Origin of the sequence: Streptomyces sp. NBC_01288, from assembly GCF_035982055.1 — a bacterium.
Taxonomy (GTDB): Bacteria; Actinomycetota; Actinomycetes; order Streptomycetales; family Streptomycetaceae; genus Streptomyces.
Map to the genome: position 1 here is coordinate 7,369,380 of NZ_CP108427.1, position 24,101 is coordinate 7,393,480.

The window sequence follows — 24,101 nt, forward strand, 5'->3', positions numbered from 1 at the left end:
GCATGTCGTGGAGACTTCGCAGTTCAAGGCCTTGTTCATGCTCGGCGCTGACGATCGAGTAGAGACTGTCGAGAACGTGGATGCCGAAGTCACGCTCCCTGACGGAACGAGATGGAGTGCCACAATCATGACGCTCTTGGAGATTGAGCGCATCATGATGCATTGGGCTGATACCGGAGAAAATCTAGGCGGGGCATACTTCCAGTGCCCGGATTTGGTGATCGTTCGCACTGGAGGTATTCCCGGAATGATTAAGGCGCTTGAAGCGGTTTTGGAAAGTGGAGGGCCGCAGGGGATCTTGGGAAACCTTGATTAGCGGCCTTGATGGCAAGTGAAATGCGCGGGATGTAACCCCGGAAGCCCCGTCCGATGTGTTTCCGGCGGGGCCTCACGGGCCTCTGGAAGTAGCCGCCTTCGCGCTTGAGGAGGTCGGCCACCAGGTCGGCGGCTTCGCTGGTGAACTCGTTGCGCCTGGCGCCGAATAGCCGATGATCAGTGCGACGTCTGTGAAGCCCAATCGCGTGAGCCTTCTCTTAGGCGCGCAGGCGGCGCAGTTGGTCGAAAGAGTTGATGCTGTTGTACGCTTTACGGCGAAGTGAAGTGACCCCCTGAGGTCCGACACTTCCATTTTATGCCGCGAGGTCGAGGCGTTTCCGATAGCTGGTCCGTGCCTGATGCGGGGTGAGGTAGCCGATGGTCGAGTGGATCCGCTCTCGGTTGTAATACTGTGCGATCCATCCGAATACGTCCTGCCGGGCCTGCGTCCGGGTCGGCTAAGCGGTGGTGCCGATCTCGGACTTGAGTACGGCGAAGAAGCTCTCGGCGGCCGCATTGTCGAAGTATGAGCCGGTTCGGCCTGTACTCTGGCGGACGTTCAACTCCGCCAATGTTTCCCGGAATTGGGCAGACGTATATTGCGATCCGCGGTCGGTGTGGAAAATCGCGTTACCGGTCGTGTGACCGCCGGCGTGAGTCATGCGCATGGCGTCATCGACCAGCTGCGTGCGCATGTGGTTGGCCATCGACCAGCCCACGACTTCACGCGTGCACAGGTCGATTACCGTGGCCAGGTACAGCCATCCCTCGGCTGTGGGCAGGCACGTGATGTCGCCGACGAGCTTCAGGCCCGGCATCGGTGCGGTGAAGTCCCGCTGAATGAGGTCGGGGGTCGGTGGCGCCGTACGGTCCGGTTTCGTCAGCGACCGTGATTTCCGGCGTGTTATTCCGGAGATGTACCGTTCCCGCATGACCCGCGCGACGAGCTTTCGATTTACGACGTGCCCCTGCACCCGCAAACGCACGGGTGATACGCAGGGCTCCGTAGGCGCCCCGGGAATCGGTGTGGATCTCCCGGATCTGCCGCGCCAGTTCTTCTTCCTCATCCGCCCTCTGCTGTCGTGTCTCCTTGTTCTTGTGCCAGGTGTAGAGCTCGTAACACGATCATGCGACCCAGCCTCCGTAGTCGTGTCGTGGTGGAGCGTGGGAGCGTGGCCCTGGATCGTGGGCGATGGCCTGTGTGGGGAGGAGGGGCTGGACGAGCAGGACCTAATCGACCTGTCCCGTGCAGTCCTCGACTCAGCTCATGTCCGCGCTAAAAAAAGTGCCTCTATGGCTTTCGTCAAGCCGTAGCCGGTGTGGGCGGTTGGTAGAAGGTGCCGTCGCGGAGCATGGCGAAGAGGACGTCGATGCGGCGTCGGGCGAGCGCGATGAGAGCGGCGACGTGGTGTTTGCCTTCTCGTCGCTTGCGGTCGTAGTAGGCGCGTGACTCGGGCTGGGAGAGCGAGGCGAACGCGGCGAGGTAGAAGGCCCGTTTCAGCTGCTTGTTTCCGCGTCGTGAGGAGTGTTCGCCGCGGATGGAGGAGCCGGAGTTCCGGGTGACCGGTGCGAGGCCGGCGTAGGCGGCGAGGTGGCCGGCGGTGGCGAAGCCGCTGCCGTCGCCCACGTCGACGAGGATGCGGGCCGCGGTCCTGATCCCGATGCCGGGCATCGAGGTCAGGACGTGGGAGAGAGACATCCCACGCGGACAAGGAGTCAAGCTGCCTCGTTGGAGAGTTCTGTTGAGCGCTGGTTCGGGAAGGCCTTCGTCTCGTCGTAGGTCGCTCCAGCCTGGAGGCAGTGGAACAGCATTCCCATGAAGCGGTTGAAGAGGTTCCGCTGGGCGGCGACGTGGCGGTCTCCGGCTTCTTTGCGGCGGTCGTAGTGGGCTCGTGCCCCCGGTGACCTGGTGAGGGAGACGAAGGCCCACACATAGCCGACCGCGGCCAGCCGCTGGTTCTTGACCCTGCGGCTCATGACCACGCAGCTCTTGCCGCTGGCCCGGGTGACGGGTGCGCTTCCGGCGTAGGCCTTGAGCGAGCCGGCGTTTGCGAACCGGGTTCGGTCGTCGCCGATCTCCGCGAGGACCCGTGCTCCGGTCAGGGAGCCGAGGCCGGGAAAGCTGCGGATGATCGGCGCGTCCGGATGCTGCTCGAAGGCTTCGGCCGCGGCCTCTTCCAGGTGGTCGGCGTTGCGGCAGGCGGTGTCGAGCTGCCGTAGCAGGGCCGATGCCTGCTGGCCGAGGGCGGCTTCGACCTGTGGGAGCTGGTGGAGGTACTCGCGCTGGAAGACCTCGTGGAGCCGGTCGGTTTCTGCCTCGATCCCGCGGAGTCGACCGGCTTGCCGGAGAAGGGACTGGAGCTGCCGGCGCGTGAGCTTTGCTGCGGCGGTGGGTGTGGGAGCCGCCGCAAGGACGGTGCGGGCTTCGCGGGAACACAGCCTGTCACGCTTGTCTGCGAATGCGGCCAGGACGCTCGGATAGAACTCCCGCAGCTGCGAGCGGAGCTTGTTGTGGGCCTGGCCGCGGTCCCAGACCGCGTCTTGCTGGGCTCGGGCGAGCACCGCGACGGCCTGGGCCAGCTCGGAATCCGCAGGCAGCGGACGGTGGGCGGCCATGTCCACTCGCAGAATGTTCGCCAGGGCTGCGGCATCGACGGCGTCGGACTTCTTCCGTGCGACGGAATGACGATCGCGGTAACGGGCGACCGCGAGGGGGTTGATCGCGAACACCTGCCGGCCAGTGGCCCGCAGGCGGGCGACGAGCAGTCCGCGGGAGGTCTCGATCGCGACAGGAATCGGCGCTGTCTCGGTGTCTCCGTGTTCGGCCAGCAACCCGGTGAGCTGGGCGAACCCGGCAGCGTCGTCAGTGATCCGCAGTTTGGCCAGCTGCTTCCCGCCTGCGTCGACCAGGGCAATGTCGTGGTGGTCTTCGGCCCAGTCCACACCGCAGAACACGGGTGTCGGTAGCCCAACGATCTCCATCCAGCACTCCTTCCATCACGATGTTTCTGCAGGCCAGCGCCTGTGCAGGGTGCGCGTGCTCCCTAATGGAAGTGCTCAAGGCACGACATCCCACCAGCCGTTCACAACCCCAGCGAGCTGCACGGCCCTCGGTCTTCTCAAGGGCTGGCGGGCCCGCGATGGGATGAGAGGTGATCCGTGCAGATGGCTCAGGCCACGGACATCGAATCCGCCCAGGTCAGCAGCAGGGGAGCGGCGGCCGAAACTGGCCTCACCGGGACCACAGCAGGACATTTCTGCCGTCCGAAGAGGAAGTTCCGATCGGCCGCGTACGGCAGCCCGGGCGATACCGGCCAGGGACCGGATCCGTCTCAGTAGAGGGCTGAAGACCCGGGTGGCGGAGAGACCTTGATCCCTGACCGGAACCACCCTCGGGAGCGGTCCGACTCCCGCTCTATTGCTAGCGCTCGAGGCGCTGGGTGGAGCCAGGGCTATCAGCCCACTCCCAAGGTGAAGCGAGGCCCGCAGTCTCTTTCAAGGCCTCAATAGGGCCCGGGTGGGCCTGGCGGTGCTTCGCTTCGCTGCCCATTAGGGTGGGCCTCCGGGAGTTCCTCGATCCGGGCGGCGAGGAGTTTGCGCTGGTCAAGGACGGACTGGAGAGAGCTGGCGAGGCTGGGGACGATCAGCGCGGCAGCATCGGTGCCCGGAACGACGACAGTCTGTTCGTCGAGTGCGGTGAAGATGTCCTCGACCAGCCGTTCGGCCATCCGCGGTGCCTTCGGCCGAATCAGCGTGATCAGCCGTCGCCTTCCGGCTTTGCGGATCTGGGCCGGTGAGCCGAACTGGTCCAGCAGCCTGAGCACAGCCGGGTGCTGGATCCGTGGGCCCAGGACACGTTCGATCGACGGGTGGATCTGGGTGAGCAGGCCGCGGAGTCGGTTTGCGGTCCGGGTGGACTCGCCCGCCAGGTCGTCGTCGAACCCTGCGATCATCGCGAGCTCGGCGACGGTCTCATCGTCGGGATCGATCGTCCGCAGGGTGTGAGGCATCGTTCTGGCGGCGTCCGCGATGACGAAAGCGTCACGGGCGTCGGTCTTGGCCTCACCAGGGTAAAGATCGGCGATCCGCCGCATTGTCAGGCCGGGCAGATAGGCGACCTGGCAGCCCGCATCCCGGGCGACTGCCAGGGGCAGAGCCCCGATGGAAGCCGGCTGGTCAACGACGACCAGCACCGTTGCGTGCTTGGCCCGGAGTTTGTCGAAGAGCTCCCGCAGCTTCGGCTCGTTGTTGGGCAGCCGCTTGTCGAACACTTTCTTCCCCGCGAGGTTGACGGCGGTGGCGTGGTGTTCGCCCTTGCCGACATCCAGTCCCAGATAGACACCGACGCCAGTTTCGTCCGCCATGCCCTTCGCTCCCGTGCTCGTGCTCTGCCCGGCCCTCACCTGCGGCATCAGCGTGCCGGCATCCACGTTACGAAGAGACTGCCTTCCCCGGTCCGGGTTCGGCGCTCGAGCCTCTAATCAGCGGTCTGCCAATGCCTTCGATCCCGGTGACACCACTTTTTCGATCATCGTCGACGAGGGGGCGAAGTCATGCCGGGGCCGAAGGCCGGGAGCCTCATCGCGAGGCCACGAAGAAGGTAACGGGGGCGAACACACAGGTCCGAGCCCCGTGGACCGGGGTAAGCCCGGTTCCAAGATGCACGTCCTGTCGGACGCGAACGGACTGCCCCTACGCGTCGGAGTCTCCGCGGCCAACACCCACGACAGCCAGGCCCTGAAGCCGATGCTGTCCCATTTCCACACGGGACACGAATCCCACGCGGCCGATTCCAAGCCTCAACGCCTGCACGCCGACAAGGCGTACGACGTGCCTCACCTGCGCCGATGGTTATGGGGCAAGCGCATCGGCGTCCGGATCGCCCGCAAGGGCATCGAGTCCAGCGAACGACTCGGCCGGCGCAGGTGGGTCATCGAGCGCACCATGTCCTGGCTGACCGGCTACCGCCGCCTCAACCACCGCTACGAACGGAAACCAGGCAACTACCTGGCCTTTCTCGGCCTGGCATCCGCCCTCTGCTGCTACAAACGGTTCCTCAAACTGACCATGTAGGACACGGTCTAAGTCGCACAACCACCAGGCCGGGGTGAGAGCGCCTGATGGTCCCGCAAGTGCTTCTCCACCAAGTCTTGGTGTTCCGGTTGGAAGCCTCCTTGCTGGTGGTCTCTGGAGGAAGCCAGCCGGGGCCTGACCATGAAGGCGAAGCCGCCGAAGGTGGTGTCGATGACAGGCACGAACTGCTGAGCTTGAAGAGCACCACCGCACACGGCACGCCCTCTACGACATAGACCAAACCTGCTTGTTAATTCTTTGCGGCCCCTTAGGTGAATTTTTGCGTTCGCGCTATTCCAGCAGTCCATGGGCCCCGCGAAATGGCCAATATCCGTCCGTGCTTTGATGCCCGCTTGCTGCGAGGTTGCTCCATCCCTTGCCTCAGCTTCGACGACCCTGCACACGGTTTTCCCCAGCCTCATGGGGATGTAGTCCGTGGGATGCGGTAGCGGGACAGTGTGCTGCCCGGCTCTCTGCCTGGACCGTTGCGGCGCACAGTAATGCCGGGCGCTGAGGTGACGTGAGGCATGGCTAAATCGCCATGCTGCATCTGGCGGGAAATCCTTGTTTGACGCGTTTATTGCACACTGCACGTTGACGAACCGAGCGGCTGGCGCCATATGATGGTGACGCTGCCTGATATTGCCAATGCGATGAGTGTTGACTGTAGCAATCGATCGGCTCATTCCAGTGAGTGTGAATGCGAGGGGCTGCTAGTGCACGTGGAGACCATATCTTTTCGGGCCTTCGATACGACGTCTCTGTCCTCCTCGTTCAGACGGACAGGGGGCGCCGACATCTATAGCCTTGAGGAGCAGCGAGAGTTGCTTGGCGTCCTGGCCGAGCAGAGGGGTTTCGACGACTTTCGTAAGCAGGCTCGGGCCGCTGTGGATGAATCGGGAGTGCTCGTCGTGGATGGCGTGGACACAGACTCTGAACCTCTGCTCGTGGCGCTGGCAGCCATATTCGGTGAAGTCGACGCGGAAGGCAACGGATTCCCGGGCCGGACGATTTCGGAGATCCGGCACGATCCGGAGGAGGAGAACGGTCTCTTCTCTGCGGAGAACGAGCGGTTTGCGCCACACACTGACTCCTGTTTCATGGCGGAGCCGCACCGCTATCTCGTCATGGGCGTCGTCATACACGACCCGGACCGACACGGCGAGACCACGCTCGTTGACGGCTATGAGGTTTTGCGCGGCCTGACGGAGGACGAGGAGCGCCGTCTTCACCAGCTCCGAGTCCAGTTCTCGGTGAACGGCGATGCGGAATCGGCAGCTCTGGCGGCACCTGTCCTTGCCAACCACCGGGAGCGCACGATGATCCGGTACCGGTCGGACATGATCGTCCGTGATGTGTCCGGCGGGGAGGCGGATGAGGAGTCGCTGCGTGCCCTGCGGAAGTTCGAAGACCTCGCGGCGGAGCACCCAGAGATATCACGTACGTTTCTCGAGCGGGGATCGGTGATTATCGTTGACAACTGGCGGATGCTGCACGGCCGGGATCATTTTCCGAAGGGCTCTCCCCGGCTACTGAAGAGGCTCAAGGTTAAATTCACGGGGGGAGAGTAATCGTGACGACTCACAAGCCGGCGAGGCCTATTCCGTCACTGCGCGGAAAAGTATCTGAAGAGGAATGGAGGGTTCGCGTAGACCTGGCAGCCGCTTTCCGTCTGGCAGCTCTTCGGGGATGGGACGAGTTGCTTTCCAGCCACTTCTCCGCCAGGGTTCCCGGAGAAGAAGATCATTTCCTCGTCAACCCGTGGGGCGTCCTCTTCTCGCAAATCACCGCTTCGAGTCTCGTGAAGGTGGACATCGAAGGAAGGGTGTTCTCGGAAAGTACATACGACGTCAACGAAGCGGCGATTCTCATCCACGGAGCGATCCTTCAAGAGCGGCCGGACGTCAACAGCGCTGTGCATCTGCACACACCGGCTGGCGTCGGTGTCGCGACCCAGAAGCACGGCCTTCTTCCGATTACGCAGCGCTCGCTTTTCTTCCAGCCGGTGCTGGCTTACCACTCGTATCATGGTCTTGAAGTCGAACGAGAAAACATTCACCAGCTGGTGAATGCGCTGGGCGATAAATGGGCTGTCCTGCTCCGCAATCATGGCTCCCTCACCTGCGGTCGGTCGGTAGGGCAGGCCGTGGTCTACGCGTATTTGCTGGAGAGCGCCTGCCGCATGCAGATTGCCGCGCTGGCCGGCGGAGCCGAGGTGGTACCGATTCCGGAGGAGTTCCAGGAGAAGGTGCCACACCAAGCGGGCTACTTCGCGGCGGCCGGTCCGGTGGAGTGGGAGGCGCTGAGGAGCTACCTGGACGATGTGGATCCGGGCTATGCAACCTAACCCTCCGGTTCCCGTGAGGATGCCCCTCGTTCCTCGACGGGTGTGATGAGCCGGGCGACGGCGTCATAGTCGACCGGCGTGCGCAGAGCCCGTTGGCCCGGGTAGCGCAGCAACTCGCTTACCTCGGGACTGAGGAAGTACGCACCTGTGATCAGAAAAGTGAGGCGGTCGAAGGAGGTGCCGAGTGCGCGCAGCACGGCGAGAGGGTCACTCGGTGCCTCCGGGGGAAGCGAGTGCAGAGTTAGGAGTATCGGTTCAGCGATGTCAGCCCGAATCGCTAGGGCTTGTGCGAACCAGTTCTCACAGACACCCGCCTGAGTGGCGGAGGGCAACGTTCCGGACGGGTCGTCAGGGATGAGCGCTTCACAGATCCACCGGAGCTGAGCTTGCACGGTCGCAAGGTTCGGCGGCACGGTGTTTGCCACTGGCCGGGTCTCCCTCGGTAGGTGGGTCATGAGTCGGACAAGGTCGGTTGAAAGCGCGATGAAGACATGAGAGCTTCGGTGTTTCGCAGCGCCAGAGCCGCGATGGTGCCCGTCGGGTTGACGGGGCCAGAGGTGGGAAAGACGCTGCCGTCGAACACGTACAGGTTGGGCACATCGTGCGCCCGCCCCCAGGGATCGACTACCGATGTTGCCGGGTCGTCCCCCATACGTGCTGTTCCCAGCAGGTGCCAGCCGGTTTCGGGAGGCGCGGTGGATGTCGTCGTCTCGTACGCGCCCGCCGCGGTCAGCGACTCGGCCGCGCGTTGCTCGTTGAAGCGCAGCACCCGGCGGGTGTCGTCCGAGATCCGGTAGGTGATTTTCGGCGCTGCTAGGCCGTGCGCGTCGGTGAGTGAGGCGTCGAGGGTCACCCTGTTGTCCTCGTACGGCATGTCCTCCGAGATTACGGTCCAGAACGCGGAGCGGCCGAACCGTTTGACCACCTCGCGGTGGAAGGCCTCGCCCCAGGACGCCCTGCCACGCCAGTGCAGCAGGCGGGCCACCTCCAAAGGGCTGCCGGAGCCCATGAGTTGCCACTTGGCGCCACGTGCTCGGCCGCCGTTCGCCTCGTGAGCGTCGGCGAACTGCAGCGAGTACACACGCTGCCCGCTCGGCCCTTGCCAGGAGTCGAAGAAATCCTCGAAGACACCCTCCACCGAACTCATCGGATGCATCATCAGCCGCTTGCCCAGCAGCCCGGACGAGGAGTTGCCCAGGCCGTCAGGGTGATCCTTGCTCGCCGAAGCCAGTAGCAGCCGCGGCGTTCCGACTCCGTTGGCTGCCAGGACAACGACACTGGCACGCTGGAGATGCGGCGGCCCGCCGGCTCGGTCGACGTAGAGCACTCCGGTGGCGAGTCCCCGCTGGTCAGTCTCGACGCTCAAGGCCCGGGCGCCGCGGATCAGCCGCACTCCCAGCCGCTCCGCCCGCGGCCAGTGCGTCCGGTCTACCGAGCCCTTGGCACCGTCGGTGCAGCCGGTCATGCAGGTGCCTCGACGGACACAGGGTGCCAGGGTGCTCGTGCGGGCTGTCGCGATGGCGTTGGAGCCGGGCCACCAGTGCCACCCCAGGCGGTTGTGCGCCTCGGCCAGCCGTTGTTCCAGCGGGCCGAACACAGCCGGTGGCATCGGCAGGTCGAACCGGTCGGGGTACTGCGGGTCACCGCCCACGCCGGAGACCCCGAAGTCGGCCTCGACGCGCTGGTAGTAAGGGGCCAGGTCGGCGTAGGCCAGAGGCCAGTCGTCGCCGATCCCTTCTACGGTCCGGGTGCGGAAGTCGCTCGGTCGCATGCGATGCCACGCGGCGGCGTACAAGACCGTGCTACCCCCCACGCCGTTCCACATCTGGGGCACGATGTCGGCATCGGTAACTTCAATGGGATAGTCAGCGGGAGCGGCACGCCGGTTGGGATTCGCGGAGAAGTACCGGGTGCGGTTCAGTTCGTGCCCCGGCTGGTCAGGGCTGAGCCGGGAGTAGTTCGGGTCGTCGCCCTGCTCCAGACAGATCACGGAATATCCGGACTCTGCCAAACGCGTGGCGGTGACGGCGCCGCTCGCGCCACCGCCGACGATTACGACGTCGCAAGCCGTGCCGGCTCGACTCATTGCGCCCTTCCCTTCTCCGTCTCCTCGTTCTGTTCGACCATGGAGGGCCACCAGGCGTTCCAGGCGCGGGCGAGGGCCGCCAACTTGGCACGAATATCTGCCTCGCCCACTGTCCGCAGCTCCTTTGCCGGTGCGAGTGCGAGGCGCCGGTACTGGCGGGGATTGGCCGCGTAGTCCAGCAATATGTCCGCTCGGGGGCCGGAGGCCGAGCGCTTGGCTGCGATCATGCCCGCTGTGTGCCGCGCCGCGAGCTCGATGTCGGCTTGGGTCAGCGACAGCGGTGCGGTGTTGAGCACTTCGTCGAGGATGCCGACAGCGGCTGGGTATCCTTCGCGGGCCGCCTGGAAGTCGAGACTCAGGACGCTGCGCCCGCCGACCGACAGGATCTCGGTGTAAGGGCCGTAGCAGAGCCGGGCATTCTGACGCAACGCGATGTGGAGCTGACCGGTGTGGCAGCCGGCCAACAGGGCACTCGCGACATGCCAGTCCACGATGTCCTCCGTTGAGGGAAGACTCCACTCGCAGACCAGTCCGGCCACGGTTGCACTGCTCAGCCAGGAAGCCTCACTCATCACGGTGAGCTGAGGCCCCGCGGCTGTACCGGGCGTTTCAGATCGCGGTGGTAATGCCGTGCTGGCCCAGTCAGCCGGCTCGGAGCAAAGCGCTGATGGGTCCGATGGGCCGACGACGACGACCAGGCCCGAGCGGTCGGCATGGCGGGCCAGCGCGTCCACCACGGCGGGCGCGAGCTTGGGGGCACAGGTGGACTTGTAGCGCCGTCCGCGCTCTGTCTGCAGCCAGCTCAGGAGGACGGGATCTGTGTCGTTGCCGAGATCGAGGATTTCGAACGGCTCCGCATCCGGTTGCGTCCCGACGGGTGCGGCGGGGAACCAGCCGCGGATCTCGGTGATCGGCCAGTGCGATGGGGCTCGAAGGACTTTCAACTCACGGGTGGTCGGCTGTCGGGTCACGCTGTTGTGCCTTCCGCGCCGATCAGCCGACCGCAGGGTGTCTCGACCAAGCGGAGAGAGGCCTGCCGGATCGCTCGGGGAAGCGGCTTGCGCAGTGCGTCCAGCAGTTCCTGTGAGGGAGTGGGGCCATTGCCCAGAAGTGTCCGGGCGGCCAGGCGCTGGGCCAAGGCACGGGGGTTACTGGCAGTGCGTATCTCGTCCAGGAATTGGTGCTGGCCGCTACGCCCGCGTAGTGGCGCGATTCCCTCGGTGTCCGGCATGCCTGGTTTCTCCAGAACAGCCATTAGATCCGACTCCCTGAAGGCGGAGGCTGAGGGCCAACTGATGCTGAGATACAGAGGATCTGCGCTCTCCAGGGGGTCATCGAAGATGCCGAAGCGCACCTGGACGTCCCCCTCCAAGCGGTGGAGCCGGTCGGCCAGGAGACGCGACATGACGACGGTGTCCACGGGGGACAGCATGGAGCGGCCGCGACCGGGCACGGCCCAGACGAGAGCGTTCCGCGTACCGGGATACCGGACGGTTCGCGGCGCGAGTACGGCACACGGAGCGGCTGGATCTCTTTGCGCCGGGGGCTCGGACGTGAGTTCCGCCGGCAGCGCGTCATACACGTCCTCGAAACGGTGAGGGCCGACAACGGCGATCGCCGCTTGATCCAGCCGATAGGCGCGGGAATGGAAGGACCGGAGCGAGTCTGGTGTCGCGTTCAGGATGTCGACCACATCACCCCACCCGTCATGGGAGTGCGCGAAGTCCGTGAACAGCGCCCGCGGGGCGAAGGCCCAGTCCTCCGTGACGGGGGGCCAAGCCCGGGTCTTCTCGTGTATTTCGTTGCGGATGATCTGGAGCTGGTCGTGCAGGGCAGTGCCGTCGAAGAGAGGACGGAGGAATCGGTCGGCTTCTTGACGCAGCAGGGCGGGCAGCCGTTGCGGCTGGCAGCAGAGATTGAACACCGTGAAGTCCGGCCGCGTCTGCGCTCCTGAAGCTCCGCCCAGGCGGTGCACAGCCGAGTGGTAGTGCCCGCGCGGGATCATCTTTGATCCCTCGAAGAGCATGTGCTCGCACAGGTGCGCGTATCCCGCCTCACCTGGCTTCTCGGACCGGAAGCCGTTGCGCCAGGCCACGGACACAGCCGTGGACGGAACATCGACGGTGTGGACCACGAGCCGCAAGCCGCTCGGCGACTCCGCTGTCTCCGTCCGCACGTCTGCTCGCAGGGTGCGGGGGGCAGTCACCGTACTCCAACCGGGACATGGGCCACTTGGGCGACGTTCTCCAGGAGACGTTGCCAACTCCGCGGATCCATCCCCTCGAATGCCTTGAGCGAGCGGACGAACCGGCTTGCTCCTGCTGTGTCGCCGGACATGCAGAGCCGTGCTTTCCGCTCCATGTGGGACCAGCTGTTCTGCGGTGACGTCGCACCATAGACAAGGGGGTAGGGATGAGTGCCTGCGCTGGTGTGCACAGTGATCTCACCGTGGAGTTCGTCGCCGAACCTTTCCAGGTGTCCTGGTAGCAGCCGCAGATGGATGCTCTTGGCGCGGGCTTTTGCGGCTTCTGAGGCGATCCGCCCCACCGTCAGGTCGGCCAGTGTGATCTCGCCCGTGTGGAGCATGACGCCCGCGAGATGGGGAAGCGAGAAACGTACCTCGTCGGGTGTGCGCGGTTCGGCGTACTTGCTGGCGGACAGCACATATTCGGGTACGTCGACCGTGGCACCGCTCATCGTTCCCGGAGCGTGTCGTCGGGCGATCACAGAGAGCGCCTGAAGTGTCTGCGCGAAGTAGGCACAGACGGGCAGATCCTTGAAATATGTGCGGAGTTCCGTGAGCGCCCAGGGCTGGGCGTAGTCGTGCGGGCTGGTCAGTTCGGCAGACTCCACGCGCTCGGTCAGCGTCGTGTACCAGTGCCGGTCGGCCGGACCGTACTGCGTTGTGGTGGCGGTGTGCACGGCTTCGAAGGCCGAACGAGCTGCAGAGGCGACCTGGAAGGCCTTCCCCGAACCGCCGAAGGCCACCGCGCTGCCGTTCACGGACGTACCGACCAGGCTCAGGGCGGTCCGGGCTACGTTCGTGTCCTCCGCCCGTGCTTGACACAGGGCCAGTACTGCGCCGAAACCACCGAGTATGGCGGTGGGGTGCAGCCCTCGAAGGCGCAGCGGCTCGCCGTAGGCGTAGCCGAGTACGGCCATGGCCTCCAGGCCCGCCACGTAGCCGCGTAAGACGTCGGCGGCGTTGATGCGGCCGAGCTCGAATTCCGCTATGAGACCCGGGAGGAGAACCACTCCGGGATGCCCGGCCGTCATGTAGTGGACGCTGTCCCAGTCGTCTATGTGCCCGCCCAGAGCGTTGAGGAACACCGCGTCAGCGCCAGCCACCCGCTGGGTTGTGCCCCAGACGCTCGCGCCGTTCGGATGGGTCAGGACGCCCTCCGGGACGGGACTTCGACGGCGTCCGTTCAGTGCGCAGACAACAGTGTCGGCCAGCGTCATGGCGGCTTCGTCAAGAAGCGCGGACGGCACATCCAAGGGGGCGCAGGCTGCGTCGGGCAAGGACCGGATGTGCATCAGTGACCCCTCTGCTGTCCGGTCCGTGCCCGGGCCAGGAGTAGGGTTCCTGCCCCTGCGGCGAGGAGGAGTGCTGCCGGAACTGCGAAACTCCGCTGGAGGCCGGTGAAGGCGGCGGTGGACGTGACGAGGACGGGGCCGAGAGCCTGTCCTGCCTGGATAGACGTGTTGTTCAGCCCGAACGCCACTCCGGCGTTTCCGCTCCCGGCGGCTTCGCTGAGGGCCACGGCGAGGATCGTGCCGATCTCACAGATCGCGAGGCAGAAAAGGACATAGGCGACGACGGTCGGAGTCAGTCCGGAGACGAGAGCGAGGCTGCCAGCGAGTACTCCCCCGGCGGCCAGGGTGGGACCACTCAGCTTTCTCGCGCCTACCCGGTCGGTCAACTTGCCCCACGCGAGGGCGGTCAGAAGCGATGCGGCTCCGCCGGCTGTAAACGCGATGCCCGTCAGTGCCTTGCCTTGTGAACCGAGGTGGGTCAGCCACAGGGGGAGCACCGTCTGGATCGCGGCCACTGCGACCGCGACCATGAGAGATACTGTCAAAATCCACCAGACGTCGGGCAAGTTGACCGCGCCGTCCATGCGCCACCAACTGCGGGACGTGGGCTGCGCTGCGGCCTGCTCCTCGGTCTTGGGGGGCGCGGCTTTGAATCTTCTGGGGATCACCAAAATGGTGAGCAGGGTGACCATTCCCGCCGCGGCCGCCACCGCGTAGACCGTTCGGAAACCGTAGACCGACAAGAGGACCCCTCCCACAGAAGGGCCTATGAGCGAGCCTGAGTTCCGGGCGATGGACAGATAGCTCATGCTGGTGCCGGTGCGTCCCTCGGGCGCATGCACGGCGATCAGCGCGGTCGCGGCGGGGATGAACCCCGACGCTAGCCCGTTGAAGACGCGCAGTACGAGCAGTTCGTGAACCGACGTGCAGAAGATCGTGGCGACGTATACGAGCCCCACGGCGACCACTGACCGGATCATCATCGGGTACCGGCCGTACTTGTCTGCCAGTGAGCCCCAGATGGGGTTCACGATCGCCGCGACGGCGAACGTCACACCGATGACTGGTCCGACCCAAGCCACCCCGTTTCCCCGGGTGAGGTGCAGGATGAGCAGCGGAAGGACAGGGAGGTTCATGTAGAAGGCGACCGACGAGCAGAACGTGGCCACGCTGACGAGCATCAGCGTGCGCTGGAAGTCGGCCGTCTCCTTGATGCTGGTGACGCTTGTTCGGGTCACGGCACAACCACACTGTAGATCGCACGTTCGTCGGTGCGGCCGATGTCCAGCAGACGATTGAGCCGGTCGTCGGCGAACCCTCCCACCGGTGTAGCAGCGACCGCGAGATCTGCCGCCACCAGGAGGAGATTCTGCGCCAGATGGCCGGCCTCCAGCAGTGCGAACCGGTAGGCACGCTCGCCGTACTTCACCGCGGAGCGGGAGAACTCAGCGGTGAGGAGGACGACGGCCTGTGCGCGGCTGATCCACTCGTGCCCGAACACGGCCAGCAGATCTTCTTCCATCGGCCGGTCTGTCAGCTCTTCGAGGTGGTGATCGAGCGGACGGTAGTGATACAGGCCAGCCTTGAGGTCTGGATCGCCTCTCCAGACCAGATAGGCCTCGACCGGGAAACGTGCTCCTGCGGACGGGTAAGCGCGACGCGCCCCGGGGTTCTCGGGAGTGTGCCAGACCCGCAGCGCCTCCTTGAGCAGCACCGAGAGGCGGGCATGGTCCAACGGCGCCGTCGTCGCGCGCTCCGACCTACGATCACTGAAGGCCTGGCTCAGGTTGAGCCGAGGATTCCACGGCACGTCCGGTAGAGCCACGGCGGGGAACCGCGGATAGGTCTTGAACGCGACGTCGATCCATTCGCGCGGCCAGTCATCGCTCGACGTCCAGTGCTCGGACTGCATGAAGCGGCCGTCGATCGAGCTGGTTGAGTTGAAATCCAGGAAGCGGGAAACCACGATGCCTCTTCGTCAGCTGATGGTTACAGGGGGGCCGGTTCTCGTGGAGGGTTGGCCCGGCGCTGCGTCGTTGCACAGGCTGGCCTGCAGGAGGTGGGCGCGGAATTCGGCCACGTTGGCCGAGCTGCCGCACACCCACACCTCCTGGCCGCCTACCGACTGGAGTTGGACGCTGGTGCCGCCAGCCGACCGCACAAGGGCACGGCCGGCTGCGGTGTCCCACTCGTACAACCCCACGGAGATGTACACATCGAGGCCGCCGGTGACCAGCTTCAGCAGATCGCAGGCAGCTGAACCGGTGCGGTCCAGGACAGCGCGATACGGGGTTAAGCGGTGGATGATGTCCCACGCCTCCGCGTGTGTGGCGACTCCGTAGGGAACACCCACAGCGAGTCGGATCGCCGATGAGGGCCTGGGCCACCGCAGTTGGTCGGGGCGGACTGTTCGCGTGCTGACCGCGATGTCGTCGGCTGGCCGATGAATGGCGCCGAAGGCAGGCAGCTCGCCGACGAAACACCCCACGCTGACAGCGTAGTCGGGGTTGCCTGCGGTGAAGTTGGCGGTACCGTCCAGCGGGTCGACCGACCATCGGATGTTCCTCGCGCCCGTGACCAGTCCGCGTTCTTCGGAAGTGATCTCGTCCCAGGGCCGGTGCCGCCGGATCATGCTGATGACGGCGCTCTCCGCGTTCTCATCCGCCGTGGTGACTAAGTCTGTCGGATCTGTCTTCACCCGGACGTTGAGCCGGTCCGGGGCCGTTCGCCGGATGGCGTCCGCGCCCACGGCCGCCGCCATCCGGGCCACGGTCTCCAACTGCTCCAGGTCACCGAACTGTTCGGGGGCGTGAGCGCCGGACCGTGCGAGAGTCTGTGGGTCAGTGCTGTTCAAAGCAGGACCTCACTTCGTCCTGCACTTGGAGGAGGCGCTCCGCCACCTCATGCTCGTCCCGGCCAGAGACGGTGACGATGGCGGCGGCCTGCTCCCAGGCCCGTGGCGGGTCCATGGCGGATCCCGGGGTCGCGTAGACCTGCTGCTCCAGTACCCAGGGGTGGTCGAGATCCACGGCGCGGGTCATGTGCAGGCCGGGTACATAGACCAAGGTGTAGCCGCTGAGCTGCTCGCTCCAGCGAGTAGGCCGAGGGAGCGGGTCACCCACCTGGGCGGCGATCATGGCGGCCACCAGGTCGATGCCCGTACGGGCCCGAAGCCCAGCTCTGATACCGCCGCCTCCGAGCCGGGCAGCGATCTCACCGAAGACGATTTCGCCGTCGGCCGTTACGTACACCTCATGGTGGGTGACCCCGCTGAACCCCGGGTAGCATGCGATCACCCGGTCGTTGAACGCCCGCAGCCGGTCGAAGAGCGGGCCGGGCGCCACCTCAATGTCCCAGAAGTGGTCCTGGGTCAGGTAAGCCGTCGTGGAATGGATGCTGTGACCGGCGGTAGCCGTGATCACCCGTGAGCCCTCCACGACGCTGTCGATGTGGTGGAGCTCGCCGTCGATGAACTCCTCCACCTCGAAGTCGGTGAGCCGGTCTTCCAGCCGGGCTTCGACGTCCCTCAGATCGCTCTCACCAGACACGATGTTGATGTCCATGGAACCGGCTTCCGCCCGCGGCTTGACCACCACCTTGCCGTACTTCTTGAGCAGGGCCATGGCAGCGTCGTGGGAGTAGGGGGCGAACTCAGGAACCCTGATGCCCTGCCGGCTCAGATGCTCCTTCATCACCACCTTGTCCCGGAAGGGCCTGACCTCGTCCGGCTGAAGACCGCCGAGGCCGAGTTCGGCGCGGAGCTCGGCGACCGGCAGCTGCAACCTTTCGGTCAGCACCAGCAGCCGCTGCGACGGCAGAGCGCCGGAGCCGCTTACGAACCTGGCCGCGTCGAGCAATGCCTGCTGGTCCAGACGGTGCACGCCTACGACGCATTGGAGCGATTCGCCCACCGCGAGTGGCAATTTCTCCAGGCTGGTGACGAGGCGGACGTCGAAACGGTCGGCGGGAAAGAGGCTTTGCCCGTCCTCGTCGGTGTAGAAGGTGTAGCCGAGGCGGTCCAGTACCGTGATGGCCATCTTCATGCCGCCGCATCCACCTTCGCGTAGTCGAGGTAGCGCCGTCGCAGCTCGGACGCGCATTCGTCTACATCCGTGAGTGGCATGCGCTTGCAGTGGTATTGGAGCTCCGACCGCATGACGTCGACGGCTGTGTCGGTGAAAGTAACGGTTCCGTCGCTGTCGATCCGTTCGATGCCGTCGAAGACCTGCGCCTGGGTGTTGATCTCCTGGGCGGTCGCGAGGTCGATGTCGTGCGGCAGATCGACGTGGATCGCCCGGTTCGCCACGCGGACTGGATAACCCCCGACGCGGCCGTCGACGCCGGGGCTGTGGGCCAGGCGGGAGGTGCCGTCGAGAAGGGGTTGCAGGATGCTCATGGCCGACGCCGAAGTCATCGTCTGGCCGGTCATTCCGGACGGCCGTCCGTGGTGCCTGGCCAGTTCCGCGAAAAGATTCTCCGGGTCGCCTGCCGCACGCGTGACATCCTCGCCGTCCAGGAAGAACCGCAACGCACAGGGTGCCCCCCCGGAATTGCCGCTGCGTCCTATCCGGTGGCTGGTGTAGTGGTGCGCTATGAACCTGACGGTGAGGTCGTGCACGGAGCATCCGATGGCCGCCGCCGCCACGAGGCGCAGGCCGGCCGTGGGATTGGCTACGTTGCCGATACCGGCGTGCGGGCTGAGGTTTGCGGTCGCGAGTACCGGATGTACGGCGTCGGGGTAGGCCGCGTTGATCACGAGGGCGTCGCTGCCGCAGGCGCGGACCGCCCGCATGAGCTTGAGGACCGGAGCCAGGTGCATCGGTAGCCAGGGACCGAAGTGCGCCTTGGCGATCGCCTGGCGCCGCCGCTCGGACAGGCCAGTGACGACGTGCCACGACTGGATGCTGGCAGCGTTGAAGATGATGTCGGGAGCGAAGCTGCCAAGGGCGGTCGCGGTACGGGCCTCGTCACTGAGATCCGCATGGAAGGCGGAAACATCAACACGCCCTCCGTGCTGGATCGCAGTTTGGCGCACCAGGTTGGAGAGCCGCTGTACGGCGTCCGCGCGTCGTCCGAGGACGCCGACGACACGGGGGGTACTCGAATGCGCCAGCAAGGACAGTACACGCGCAGCCAAATCCCCGGAGCCGACCACCAGGATTCTCGGCGGCCTGGTGCCGCCCCAGTCGCGTTGCCAAGAGCCCGCTAACAGACGCGGTTCCTGAACCTTTTCGGCATTTTCATCGAAGGTCAACAGGAGGAACCAGCTCCAATCAGACACGAGGCCGAGAATAGTCCTACGCGAAATCTGATCTGAAATACCGAGCCATCATTGCACCTTACATAGGCTCGGCCGCAAAGTATTACCCCGTCACGAAGCGAAGGAAACGCGCAGGTCGGCGGCGTTGTGGATCATACACCGACAGTAATTGAAGTCGGTCGTGATCTACGTCACAACATAAAGCCGAGGCCATGCGGGAATGACCCGTGAGTCCAGCATGCAACTTCACGAACGAGGCGAGTGGCTAAAATCAGCCACAGTTCCACGAAGGTAAAGAAAGCCCTATCTATAATACAAAAAAGGTTCAAGATCTTTTAAAATCGACGGGAATCTCATGACTGAATTAGTCCTAAATCCGGACGGCGCCATCTCCGACGACGGCACGGATGTGACCTACTATCAGGCCTCCACACGCTCCGGGTTCGTCGCCCGCGGGCTCGCCGCCGTGGCACTGGTGAAGGTCTGGTCGCTGCTTGAAGGCGGGCGGCCAGCAACCGTGGAGACGCTGGCAGAGCACGTCGGAGGAGATCACGCCCCGGAGCTCGTGGACGGGTTCGTGTCCCGGGGGCTTCTCGTATCGGTGGACACGACCTCCCGCATCGGTTCGGAGCGACGGCTGGAGACCGTGATCGTGGGAGCCGCCACGCTCGCCAAACGCCTCGCCGAGGACCTCCGAGGGATCGTGGCGCCTGAGCACGGCTTGACCGTGATGGACGACGTGGATCCGGACACCGTCGAATCCGTCGACGTCCTCGTGGGAATCGAGGCGCTGAACGGAGTCCCGCGTCTGGAGTCATGGAACCGCATGGCCGCCGCAGCGGGCACCGTCTTCGTCCCAGCGGTCGTCTCCCCGGCCGATACGATCGTGGGCCCGGTCGTCCTGCCAGGCGGATCAGCATGCTTCAGCTGCTTCTGGACGCGCCTGACACTGGAAGACGAGCCTGGCGCAATGGCTCACTTCGGCCGACTGACCACGCAAGGCCTGCGGACCGCGATCTCCACCGAGGTACCCCCGGGCGCCAGCGTGGCGGCCGGCATCGTTGCTTCCGAGCTGACAAGACTCGCGGCCAGGCCGCTGGGCCCCGCCCTGATCGGACGAGCAGCCCTGTTCTCCCAGGCGGACTACCGCAACGAGATCCACCCGGTCTACCCGGTACCGGGATGCTCCGCGTGCTCCCTGGCTGACGGCCGCACCGGACGGAGCGGTGCCCGTGCTTGACACCACTTCCCCCCAGGAGCTGCGCCTTCGCGTTCTCAAGGGCGGCGAGACGGACGTCCGCCCGATCCTGGACCGGTTTCTGAGCGCAGTTAGCCCGAGAACGGGGATTATCCGTCTGCTGGCGGAGGAACGCGACTACTACAACGACGAGCCGAAGACGTTGTTGACCCGGGCGGACATCGCGCCGACCGTCGCTCTGTCCTCCGACGGTTACCCACGCCGGGCGGCGGAGGGCGGCCGCGGTTTCTCATACCGCGACACCCAAGTGGCGGGAGTGTTCGAGGGACTTGAGCGCTACTCCATGTCCGTCTTCCACCGCGATCTTCTCCCATACGGCAGCCACGCCTCCCTGACCGCCGCCGGCAAGACAGCTCTCCGTCCCGCCGACCTGGGGTGCCAGCTCACCCACACGACAGCGCTGGGCGACATTCTCGACACCATGGACATGCGCTGGGTCGAGGGCCTGTCGCTGGTGAGCGGAAGACCTGTCCTCGTCCCGGCTCAGCTGGTGTACGTCCCCTACCACGTGCAAGGGCCCGAGGTCTATCTGCGTGATCCGCTCACCACCGGCGGCGCGGCCGGCCTCAGCTGGGCCGGCGCTGTTCGCCGAGGCATCATGGAAGTCGTCGAGCGGGACGCGCTGATGATGATGCACTACCGGGACATCACACCCGACTTGCTCGATGCAAGCACGCTCCCGGGCGACCAGCTGCGGGAGCTCCTCGATGAAGCCGAGCGTTATCGGCTGACTGTTCGGCTGTTCCGCATCCCCACGGACGTTCCTGTGCACGCTGTCGTGGCTCAAGTGACTGACGACTCGGGTGTCGGGCCGGAGTTCACACTCGGCAGCAAGGCGTCGGGATCGCTGGCCGAGAGCGCGGTGGGCGCCCTCTTCGAAGCCGTTTGCTTCCGGCGAGGTCTGCGTGAACGCCTCGCCCATGCACGCGAGTTCACCGAGCACAACCTGGCTGAGCCCTCGGACATCATCTGCTTGGAGGACCGCACCTACTACTGGTGCCGGCGCGGTGCGGCCCTGGAGCTGGACTACCTCAACCGCGCACCGGCCGAAGCGGCACAGGACTGGAGCACCGCCGACTACGACCTGACTGACACTCTGGATCACCTCACGCAGCAGATGGGGGAGATCGTCGTCGTTGATGTCACGACGCCCGACGTCGCAGAGCTCGGGGTGAGTGTGATCAAGGCCGTCATTCCGGAGCTGCAGCCGATGCACCTGTCCGAGGCACACCGTTGTTTCACCCGCCGAATCGTGGAGGGGACCGGTGCCGGGCACTTTGACGTGGCACGTGCAGACAGGCTTCCTCACCCATATCTGTAGCCCAGCCGTGGTGCGGGAGTCGAGGTTGGACTTGCATTCATCCGAATCCCGCACCACGGCCACACCCGTGAACTACCGTCTGGCGTGAACGAGGAAACTGTCGAGAGCGTCCGATTCGCCTCGAACCGGTACCCGATAGGGCCACCGCCCGAATTCCCTGGCCACCACGGAGTGCTGCGCTACCTCGCATTCCCAACCGCGACTCTCGAAAAGCATTTCGGGATCGTCGGTGGCGAACTGCTGGCCCATTCCTTCCTGCTCCAGTGAGTCCAGCCAACTGCGTAGCCAGGGGCGCCGCCGGTCGAGCATCATTTGGCCGAGAATATCAGCCACGAGATGGCTGCCAGGAGCGGAAAGTGAAGTGATGGAGTCGAGGAAACCGGCTACGGCCTCCGCCGTCAGATAGCAGACCAGGCCTTCGACGATCCAGAGTGTCGGGCGCTCGGGATCCATTCCGGCCTGCAGGAGCGGCGCCGCCCAGTCCGAGGTGAGGTCGACAGGGAGGACGTGACGCCGGCAGCGAGGGCGGGCCCTGATCTCTTCGAGTACCTGCTCCTTGACAACGAGCAGGTCAGGCTGATCGAGCTCGTACCAGTTGACGTTTTCGGCAAGGTCCAAACGGAAGCCGCGCGCGTCCATGCCAGCAGCCGGCATGACGACCTGCTCGATGTGGGAGGAGCGGAGCACTTCTTCGACGACATCGTCGAAGTAGCGGGTCCGCACAGCGACCGACGACGGGCGTCCCTCGGCCAGCGATGTCATGCGATCGGCCATTTCTTGGCCTGTTTCCCCCGCTAGATGGCCAGCGAAAGGATCGCTGAAGAGTGCATCACTGCGAACCGATTCGCGGGCACGTTCAGCCGCGACCCAACGGGCAGTTTCGGCTACGGAAGGTGAATGAGTGACCATGAGGCGAAGGTACCTCAGCCCGGGCGGCTAAAACTACTGCCGACGCCAGCAGGAAAGGTATTCAGCCAACTGTACGCCGAAATCAAGTCATCCTTCCTGCGGCTTTGCGGGCAATTCTTCGCGTGCGGGCCCGAGGGCTGGGCACTATTTGCATCCGGTTTACCAAAAGCCTTCTTGTCGAATGCAGATACATCATGCAAGCATCTCACCCGGCGCCAATTGGCGCCGACCGTCGTGGAAAGGTATTCAAAGTGTCATTCGAGTTCATCGAGTTCGGCACGCAGGGCGCCGGTTCCTCGGACAACGGGCGTGCGCTGATCAACGCGTCCTCGGACAACGGGCGTGCGCTGATCAACGCGTCCTCGGACAACGGGCGTGCGCTGATCAACGCGTCCTCGGACAACGGGCGTGCGCTGATCAACGCGTCCTCGGACAACGGGCGTGCGCTGATCAACGCGTCCTCGGACAACGGGCGTGCGCTGATCAACGGCTGCGACAACGGGCGCTCGCTGATCAACGCGTCCTCGGACAACGGCCGCACCACCGCCTAACGGATCCGGTCCGGGGGGAGTGGTCGCCTCGTTCGAGCATGGCGACCACTCCCCCCGGGAGTACATGTGAGGGATGGTATGGACATCAGGACACTGCCCGACATCGCCATGGGTGTACGGGACGTACCAGATCGGCTGCTCGTCGAAGCGCGCATGGTATTGCTCGACACAATCGCCTGTGCGTTCGATGCTGTGTCCCGAAGTGCCTTGCGACGCCCGAGCGGGACGGCAGAAGACCCGGTCGTCTGGGGTACCGGCAGCAGTGCCACCGCGTCGGATGCGGTGTTCTGCAACGCCTACCACTCGCATGCTGCTGACTGGGATTCTGTGCACTACGTGACAGCCGGGCATCCTGGTGTGGTCATTCTCCCGAGCCTGATGGCAGAGTACGAAACAGGTCGTATCGCTGCCGTCGACGTGCTGCGTTCCTACACAGTCGGCGTTGAGGCCATGGCTGTGCTCGGCAACGCCTACGGAGACGCATTGCGTGCTCGTCGCGTCCACCCGACACCCACCCTCGGCGCCGCCGCAGCGGTGATCGCACTGTGTCATGCCCACAGGCTGCGACCCTCCGCTGTTCGCATGGCGTTGCATCTCGTCGGCACCACGGTGGCGGGAAGCACCTCAGCCTTCGGCAGCGCGGCGAAGCCGTACCAAGTAGGAGCTGCCGCCAGGGCCGCATACGAGGCTGTGCGGTTCGCTGAATTCTCCCGGGCCGAACCTGAGGACGACTGGTACGCACCTCTACTGCAACCGCTCGGTGAACCCTCCTACGACAGCCCGCACTCGTTCGCCGAACCATGGGCGTCCGACTCCTATCCTGTTTTGATCAAGCCCTTCCCCGCCTGTGCGTCCTTCGTGCAGGTCATCCACCAGCTCAGAGAGCTGTTCGCTGAAGGCCGGCACCCGGGTATCGAGGCAGTCGCCGTGAAGATCGACGTCCCGCAGACTGTGCTCGACGCCAGCAGGTACCCCCTGCCGGTGACGGTCGACCAGGCCAGATTCTCGCTACCGTTCCTTGTGGCCTGCCTGTTGGCCTACGGCACCGTCGAGAGTAGGCATTTCACGGAGACCGAACTGAACACCTCACGGATCCAGGAGCTGATGCGCGGGGTGACTCTGGGGCTGCTCCCTGGGCGGCTGGAAAAGTTCGGCGACCACTTGTACGGGAGAATGCTGGTCAAACATCCCGGCGGCGCTCTGACGGGCCAGGTGGTTCACGGTGTCGATCCCCATGTGAACCGGTGGCAGGACGTGAAACAGAAAGTGCACACCTGCCTGCCCGGCGACGAAGTCCTAGCAGACAGTCTGATCCGGATCATCTCGGCCTTCGGTGAAGGGGGCGTCCCGCAGCGGCGGAAAACACTAAAGGATCTTGTATCCGGCAGCGCCCGTACGTAGAGCCGCTGAGCAGCGAATATCTCCCGCTGAGAGCAATGAGATG

General features: G+C 64.9%; 21 protein-coding genes and 3 pseudogenes. 8 read left to right on the forward strand and 16 right to left on the reverse strand.

The window, feature by feature from the left end; genetic code table 11:
• Positions 1-7 precede the first annotated feature (7 nt).
• The gene (locus OG194_RS33355; protein WP_327404472.1) at positions 8-316 is read left to right on the forward strand and encodes a hypothetical protein; all 309 of its coding nucleotides are present in this window, start codon (positions 8-10) and stop codon (positions 314-316) included.
• 313 nt (positions 317-629) lie between these two features.
• Here the strand turns inward: OG194_RS33355 and OG194_RS47720 are convergent.
• From OG194_RS47720 to OG194_RS33375, 5 genes and pseudogenes are all read right to left on the reverse strand, one after another.
• Positions 630-758: pseudogene (locus OG194_RS47720) on the reverse strand (IS3 family transposase); the annotation flags it as partial.
• Positions 759-773: 15 nt separating this feature from the next.
• Complete coding sequence (locus OG194_RS33360; RefSeq protein WP_327404473.1) at positions 774-1,382, reverse strand: IS3 family transposase; 609 nt, start codon at positions 1,380-1,382, stop codon at positions 774-776.
• 236 nt (positions 1,383-1,618) lie between these two features.
• Positions 1,619-2,008, reverse strand: a pseudogene (locus tag OG194_RS33365) (transposase); the annotation flags it as partial.
• 23 nt (positions 2,009-2,031) lie between these two features.
• Complete coding sequence (locus tag OG194_RS33370) at positions 2,032-3,297, reverse strand: IS110 family transposase (protein WP_327404474.1); 1,266 nt, start codon at positions 3,295-3,297, stop codon at positions 2,032-2,034.
• Positions 3,298-3,836: 539 nt separating this feature from the next.
• Positions 3,837-4,679 (reverse strand): annotated as a pseudogene (locus tag OG194_RS33375) (IS110 family transposase); the annotation flags it as partial.
• Between OG194_RS33375 and OG194_RS33380 the strand changes: the two are divergent.
• The 3 genes from OG194_RS33380 to OG194_RS33390 all read left to right on the forward strand — a co-directional run bounded on the left by OG194_RS33380 (position 4,678) and on the right by OG194_RS33390 (position 7,735).
• On the forward strand, positions 4,678-5,388 hold the full coding sequence (locus OG194_RS33380; RefSeq protein WP_327404475.1) for an IS5 family transposase: 711 nt from the start codon (positions 4,678-4,680) through the stop codon (positions 5,386-5,388). The pseudogene OG194_RS33375 and the gene OG194_RS33380 sit on opposite strands and share 2 nt — an antisense overlap.
• Before the next feature lie 722 nt (positions 5,389-6,110).
• On the forward strand, positions 6,111-6,959 hold the full coding sequence (locus OG194_RS33385) for a TauD/TfdA dioxygenase family protein (RefSeq protein WP_327404476.1): 849 nt from the start codon (positions 6,111-6,113) through the stop codon (positions 6,957-6,959).
• Positions 6,960-6,961: 2 nt separating this feature from the next.
• Positions 6,962-7,735: a class II aldolase/adducin family protein gene (locus OG194_RS33390; RefSeq protein WP_327404477.1), complete on the forward strand. Its 774-nt coding sequence runs from the start codon at positions 6,962-6,964 to the stop codon at positions 7,733-7,735.
• Here OG194_RS33390 and OG194_RS33395 read toward each other — a convergent pair.
• From OG194_RS33395 to OG194_RS33440, 10 genes are all read right to left on the reverse strand, one after another.
• The gene (locus OG194_RS33395) at positions 7,732-7,932 is read right to left on the reverse strand and encodes a hypothetical protein (protein ID WP_327404478.1); all 201 of its coding nucleotides are present in this window, start codon (positions 7,930-7,932) and stop codon (positions 7,732-7,734) included. The two genes, OG194_RS33390 and OG194_RS33395, sit on opposite strands and share 4 nt — an antisense overlap.
• A gap of 254 nt (positions 7,933-8,186) precedes the next feature.
• Positions 8,187-9,821, reverse strand: a complete 1,635-nt coding sequence (locus OG194_RS33400) for a GMC family oxidoreductase (RefSeq protein ID WP_327404479.1) — start codon at positions 9,819-9,821, stop codon at positions 8,187-8,189.
• The gene (locus OG194_RS33405; RefSeq protein WP_327404480.1) at positions 9,818-10,792 is read right to left on the reverse strand and encodes an insulinase family protein; all 975 of its coding nucleotides are present in this window, start codon (positions 10,790-10,792) and stop codon (positions 9,818-9,820) included. The genes OG194_RS33400 and OG194_RS33405 overlap by 4 nt, the downstream gene beginning before the upstream one ends.
• Complete coding sequence (locus OG194_RS33410; protein WP_327404481.1) at positions 10,789-12,027, reverse strand: M16 family metallopeptidase; 1,239 nt, start codon at positions 12,025-12,027, stop codon at positions 10,789-10,791. Before OG194_RS33410 ends, OG194_RS33405 begins: the two co-directional genes overlap by 4 nt.
• Entirely contained in the window at positions 12,024-13,358 is a 1,335-nt protein-coding gene (locus tag OG194_RS33415) for an MmgE/PrpD family protein (protein WP_327404482.1), read from the reverse strand. The genes OG194_RS33410 and OG194_RS33415 overlap by 4 nt, the downstream gene beginning before the upstream one ends.
• Complete coding sequence (locus OG194_RS33420; protein ID WP_327404483.1) at positions 13,358-14,539, reverse strand: MFS transporter; 1,182 nt, start codon at positions 14,537-14,539, stop codon at positions 13,358-13,360. Before OG194_RS33420 ends, OG194_RS33415 begins: the two co-directional genes overlap by 1 nt.
• A gap of 53 nt (positions 14,540-14,592) precedes the next feature.
• Positions 14,593-15,324, reverse strand: coding sequence for a SagB/ThcOx family dehydrogenase (locus OG194_RS33425; RefSeq protein WP_327404484.1), 732 nt, complete (start codon positions 15,322-15,324; stop codon positions 14,593-14,595).
• 12 nt (positions 15,325-15,336) lie between these two features.
• The gene (locus OG194_RS33430) at positions 15,337-16,212 is read right to left on the reverse strand and encodes an inositol monophosphatase family protein (protein WP_327404485.1); all 876 of its coding nucleotides are present in this window, start codon (positions 16,210-16,212) and stop codon (positions 15,337-15,339) included.
• Positions 16,199-17,401: an ATP-grasp domain-containing protein gene (locus OG194_RS33435; RefSeq protein ID WP_327404486.1), complete on the reverse strand. Its 1,203-nt coding sequence runs from the start codon at positions 17,399-17,401 to the stop codon at positions 16,199-16,201. Before OG194_RS33435 ends, OG194_RS33430 begins: the two co-directional genes overlap by 14 nt.
• Positions 17,398-18,639, reverse strand: coding sequence for a hypothetical protein (locus OG194_RS33440; protein WP_327404487.1), 1,242 nt, complete (start codon positions 18,637-18,639; stop codon positions 17,398-17,400). Before OG194_RS33440 ends, OG194_RS33435 begins: the two co-directional genes overlap by 4 nt.
• A 334-nt stretch (positions 18,640-18,973) precedes the next feature.
• On the opposite strand from OG194_RS33440, the gene OG194_RS33445 reads away from it, so the two are divergent.
• Both OG194_RS33445 and OG194_RS33450 read left to right on the forward strand, forming a co-directional pair.
• Positions 18,974-19,858 (forward strand): TOMM precursor leader peptide-binding protein, encoded by an 885-nt coding sequence (locus OG194_RS33445; RefSeq protein ID WP_327404488.1) that lies wholly within the window; start codon positions 18,974-18,976, stop codon positions 19,856-19,858.
• Complete coding sequence (locus OG194_RS33450; RefSeq protein WP_327404489.1) at positions 19,851-21,197, forward strand: YcaO-like family protein; 1,347 nt, start codon at positions 19,851-19,853, stop codon at positions 21,195-21,197. The genes OG194_RS33445 and OG194_RS33450 overlap by 8 nt, the downstream gene beginning before the upstream one ends.
• Before the next feature lie 72 nt (positions 21,198-21,269).
• Here OG194_RS33450 and OG194_RS33455 read toward each other — a convergent pair whose 3' ends face one another.
• A complete protein-coding gene (locus OG194_RS33455; RefSeq protein ID WP_327404490.1) occupies positions 21,270-22,106 on the reverse strand; it encodes a class I SAM-dependent methyltransferase in 837 nt (278 codons plus the stop codon).
• A gap of 251 nt (positions 22,107-22,357) precedes the next feature.
• On the opposite strand from OG194_RS33455, the gene OG194_RS33460 reads away from it, so the two are divergent.
• Together OG194_RS33460 and OG194_RS33465 are read left to right on the forward strand one after the other, a co-directional pair.
• Entirely contained in the window at positions 22,358-22,657 is a 300-nt protein-coding gene (locus OG194_RS33460) for a hypothetical protein (RefSeq protein ID WP_327404491.1), read from the forward strand.
• Positions 22,658-22,735: 78 nt separating this feature from the next.
• Positions 22,736-24,058, forward strand: a complete 1,323-nt coding sequence (locus OG194_RS33465; RefSeq protein ID WP_327404492.1) for an MmgE/PrpD family protein — start codon at positions 22,736-22,738, stop codon at positions 24,056-24,058.
• The last annotated feature ends 43 nt before the right edge of the window (positions 24,059-24,101 follow it).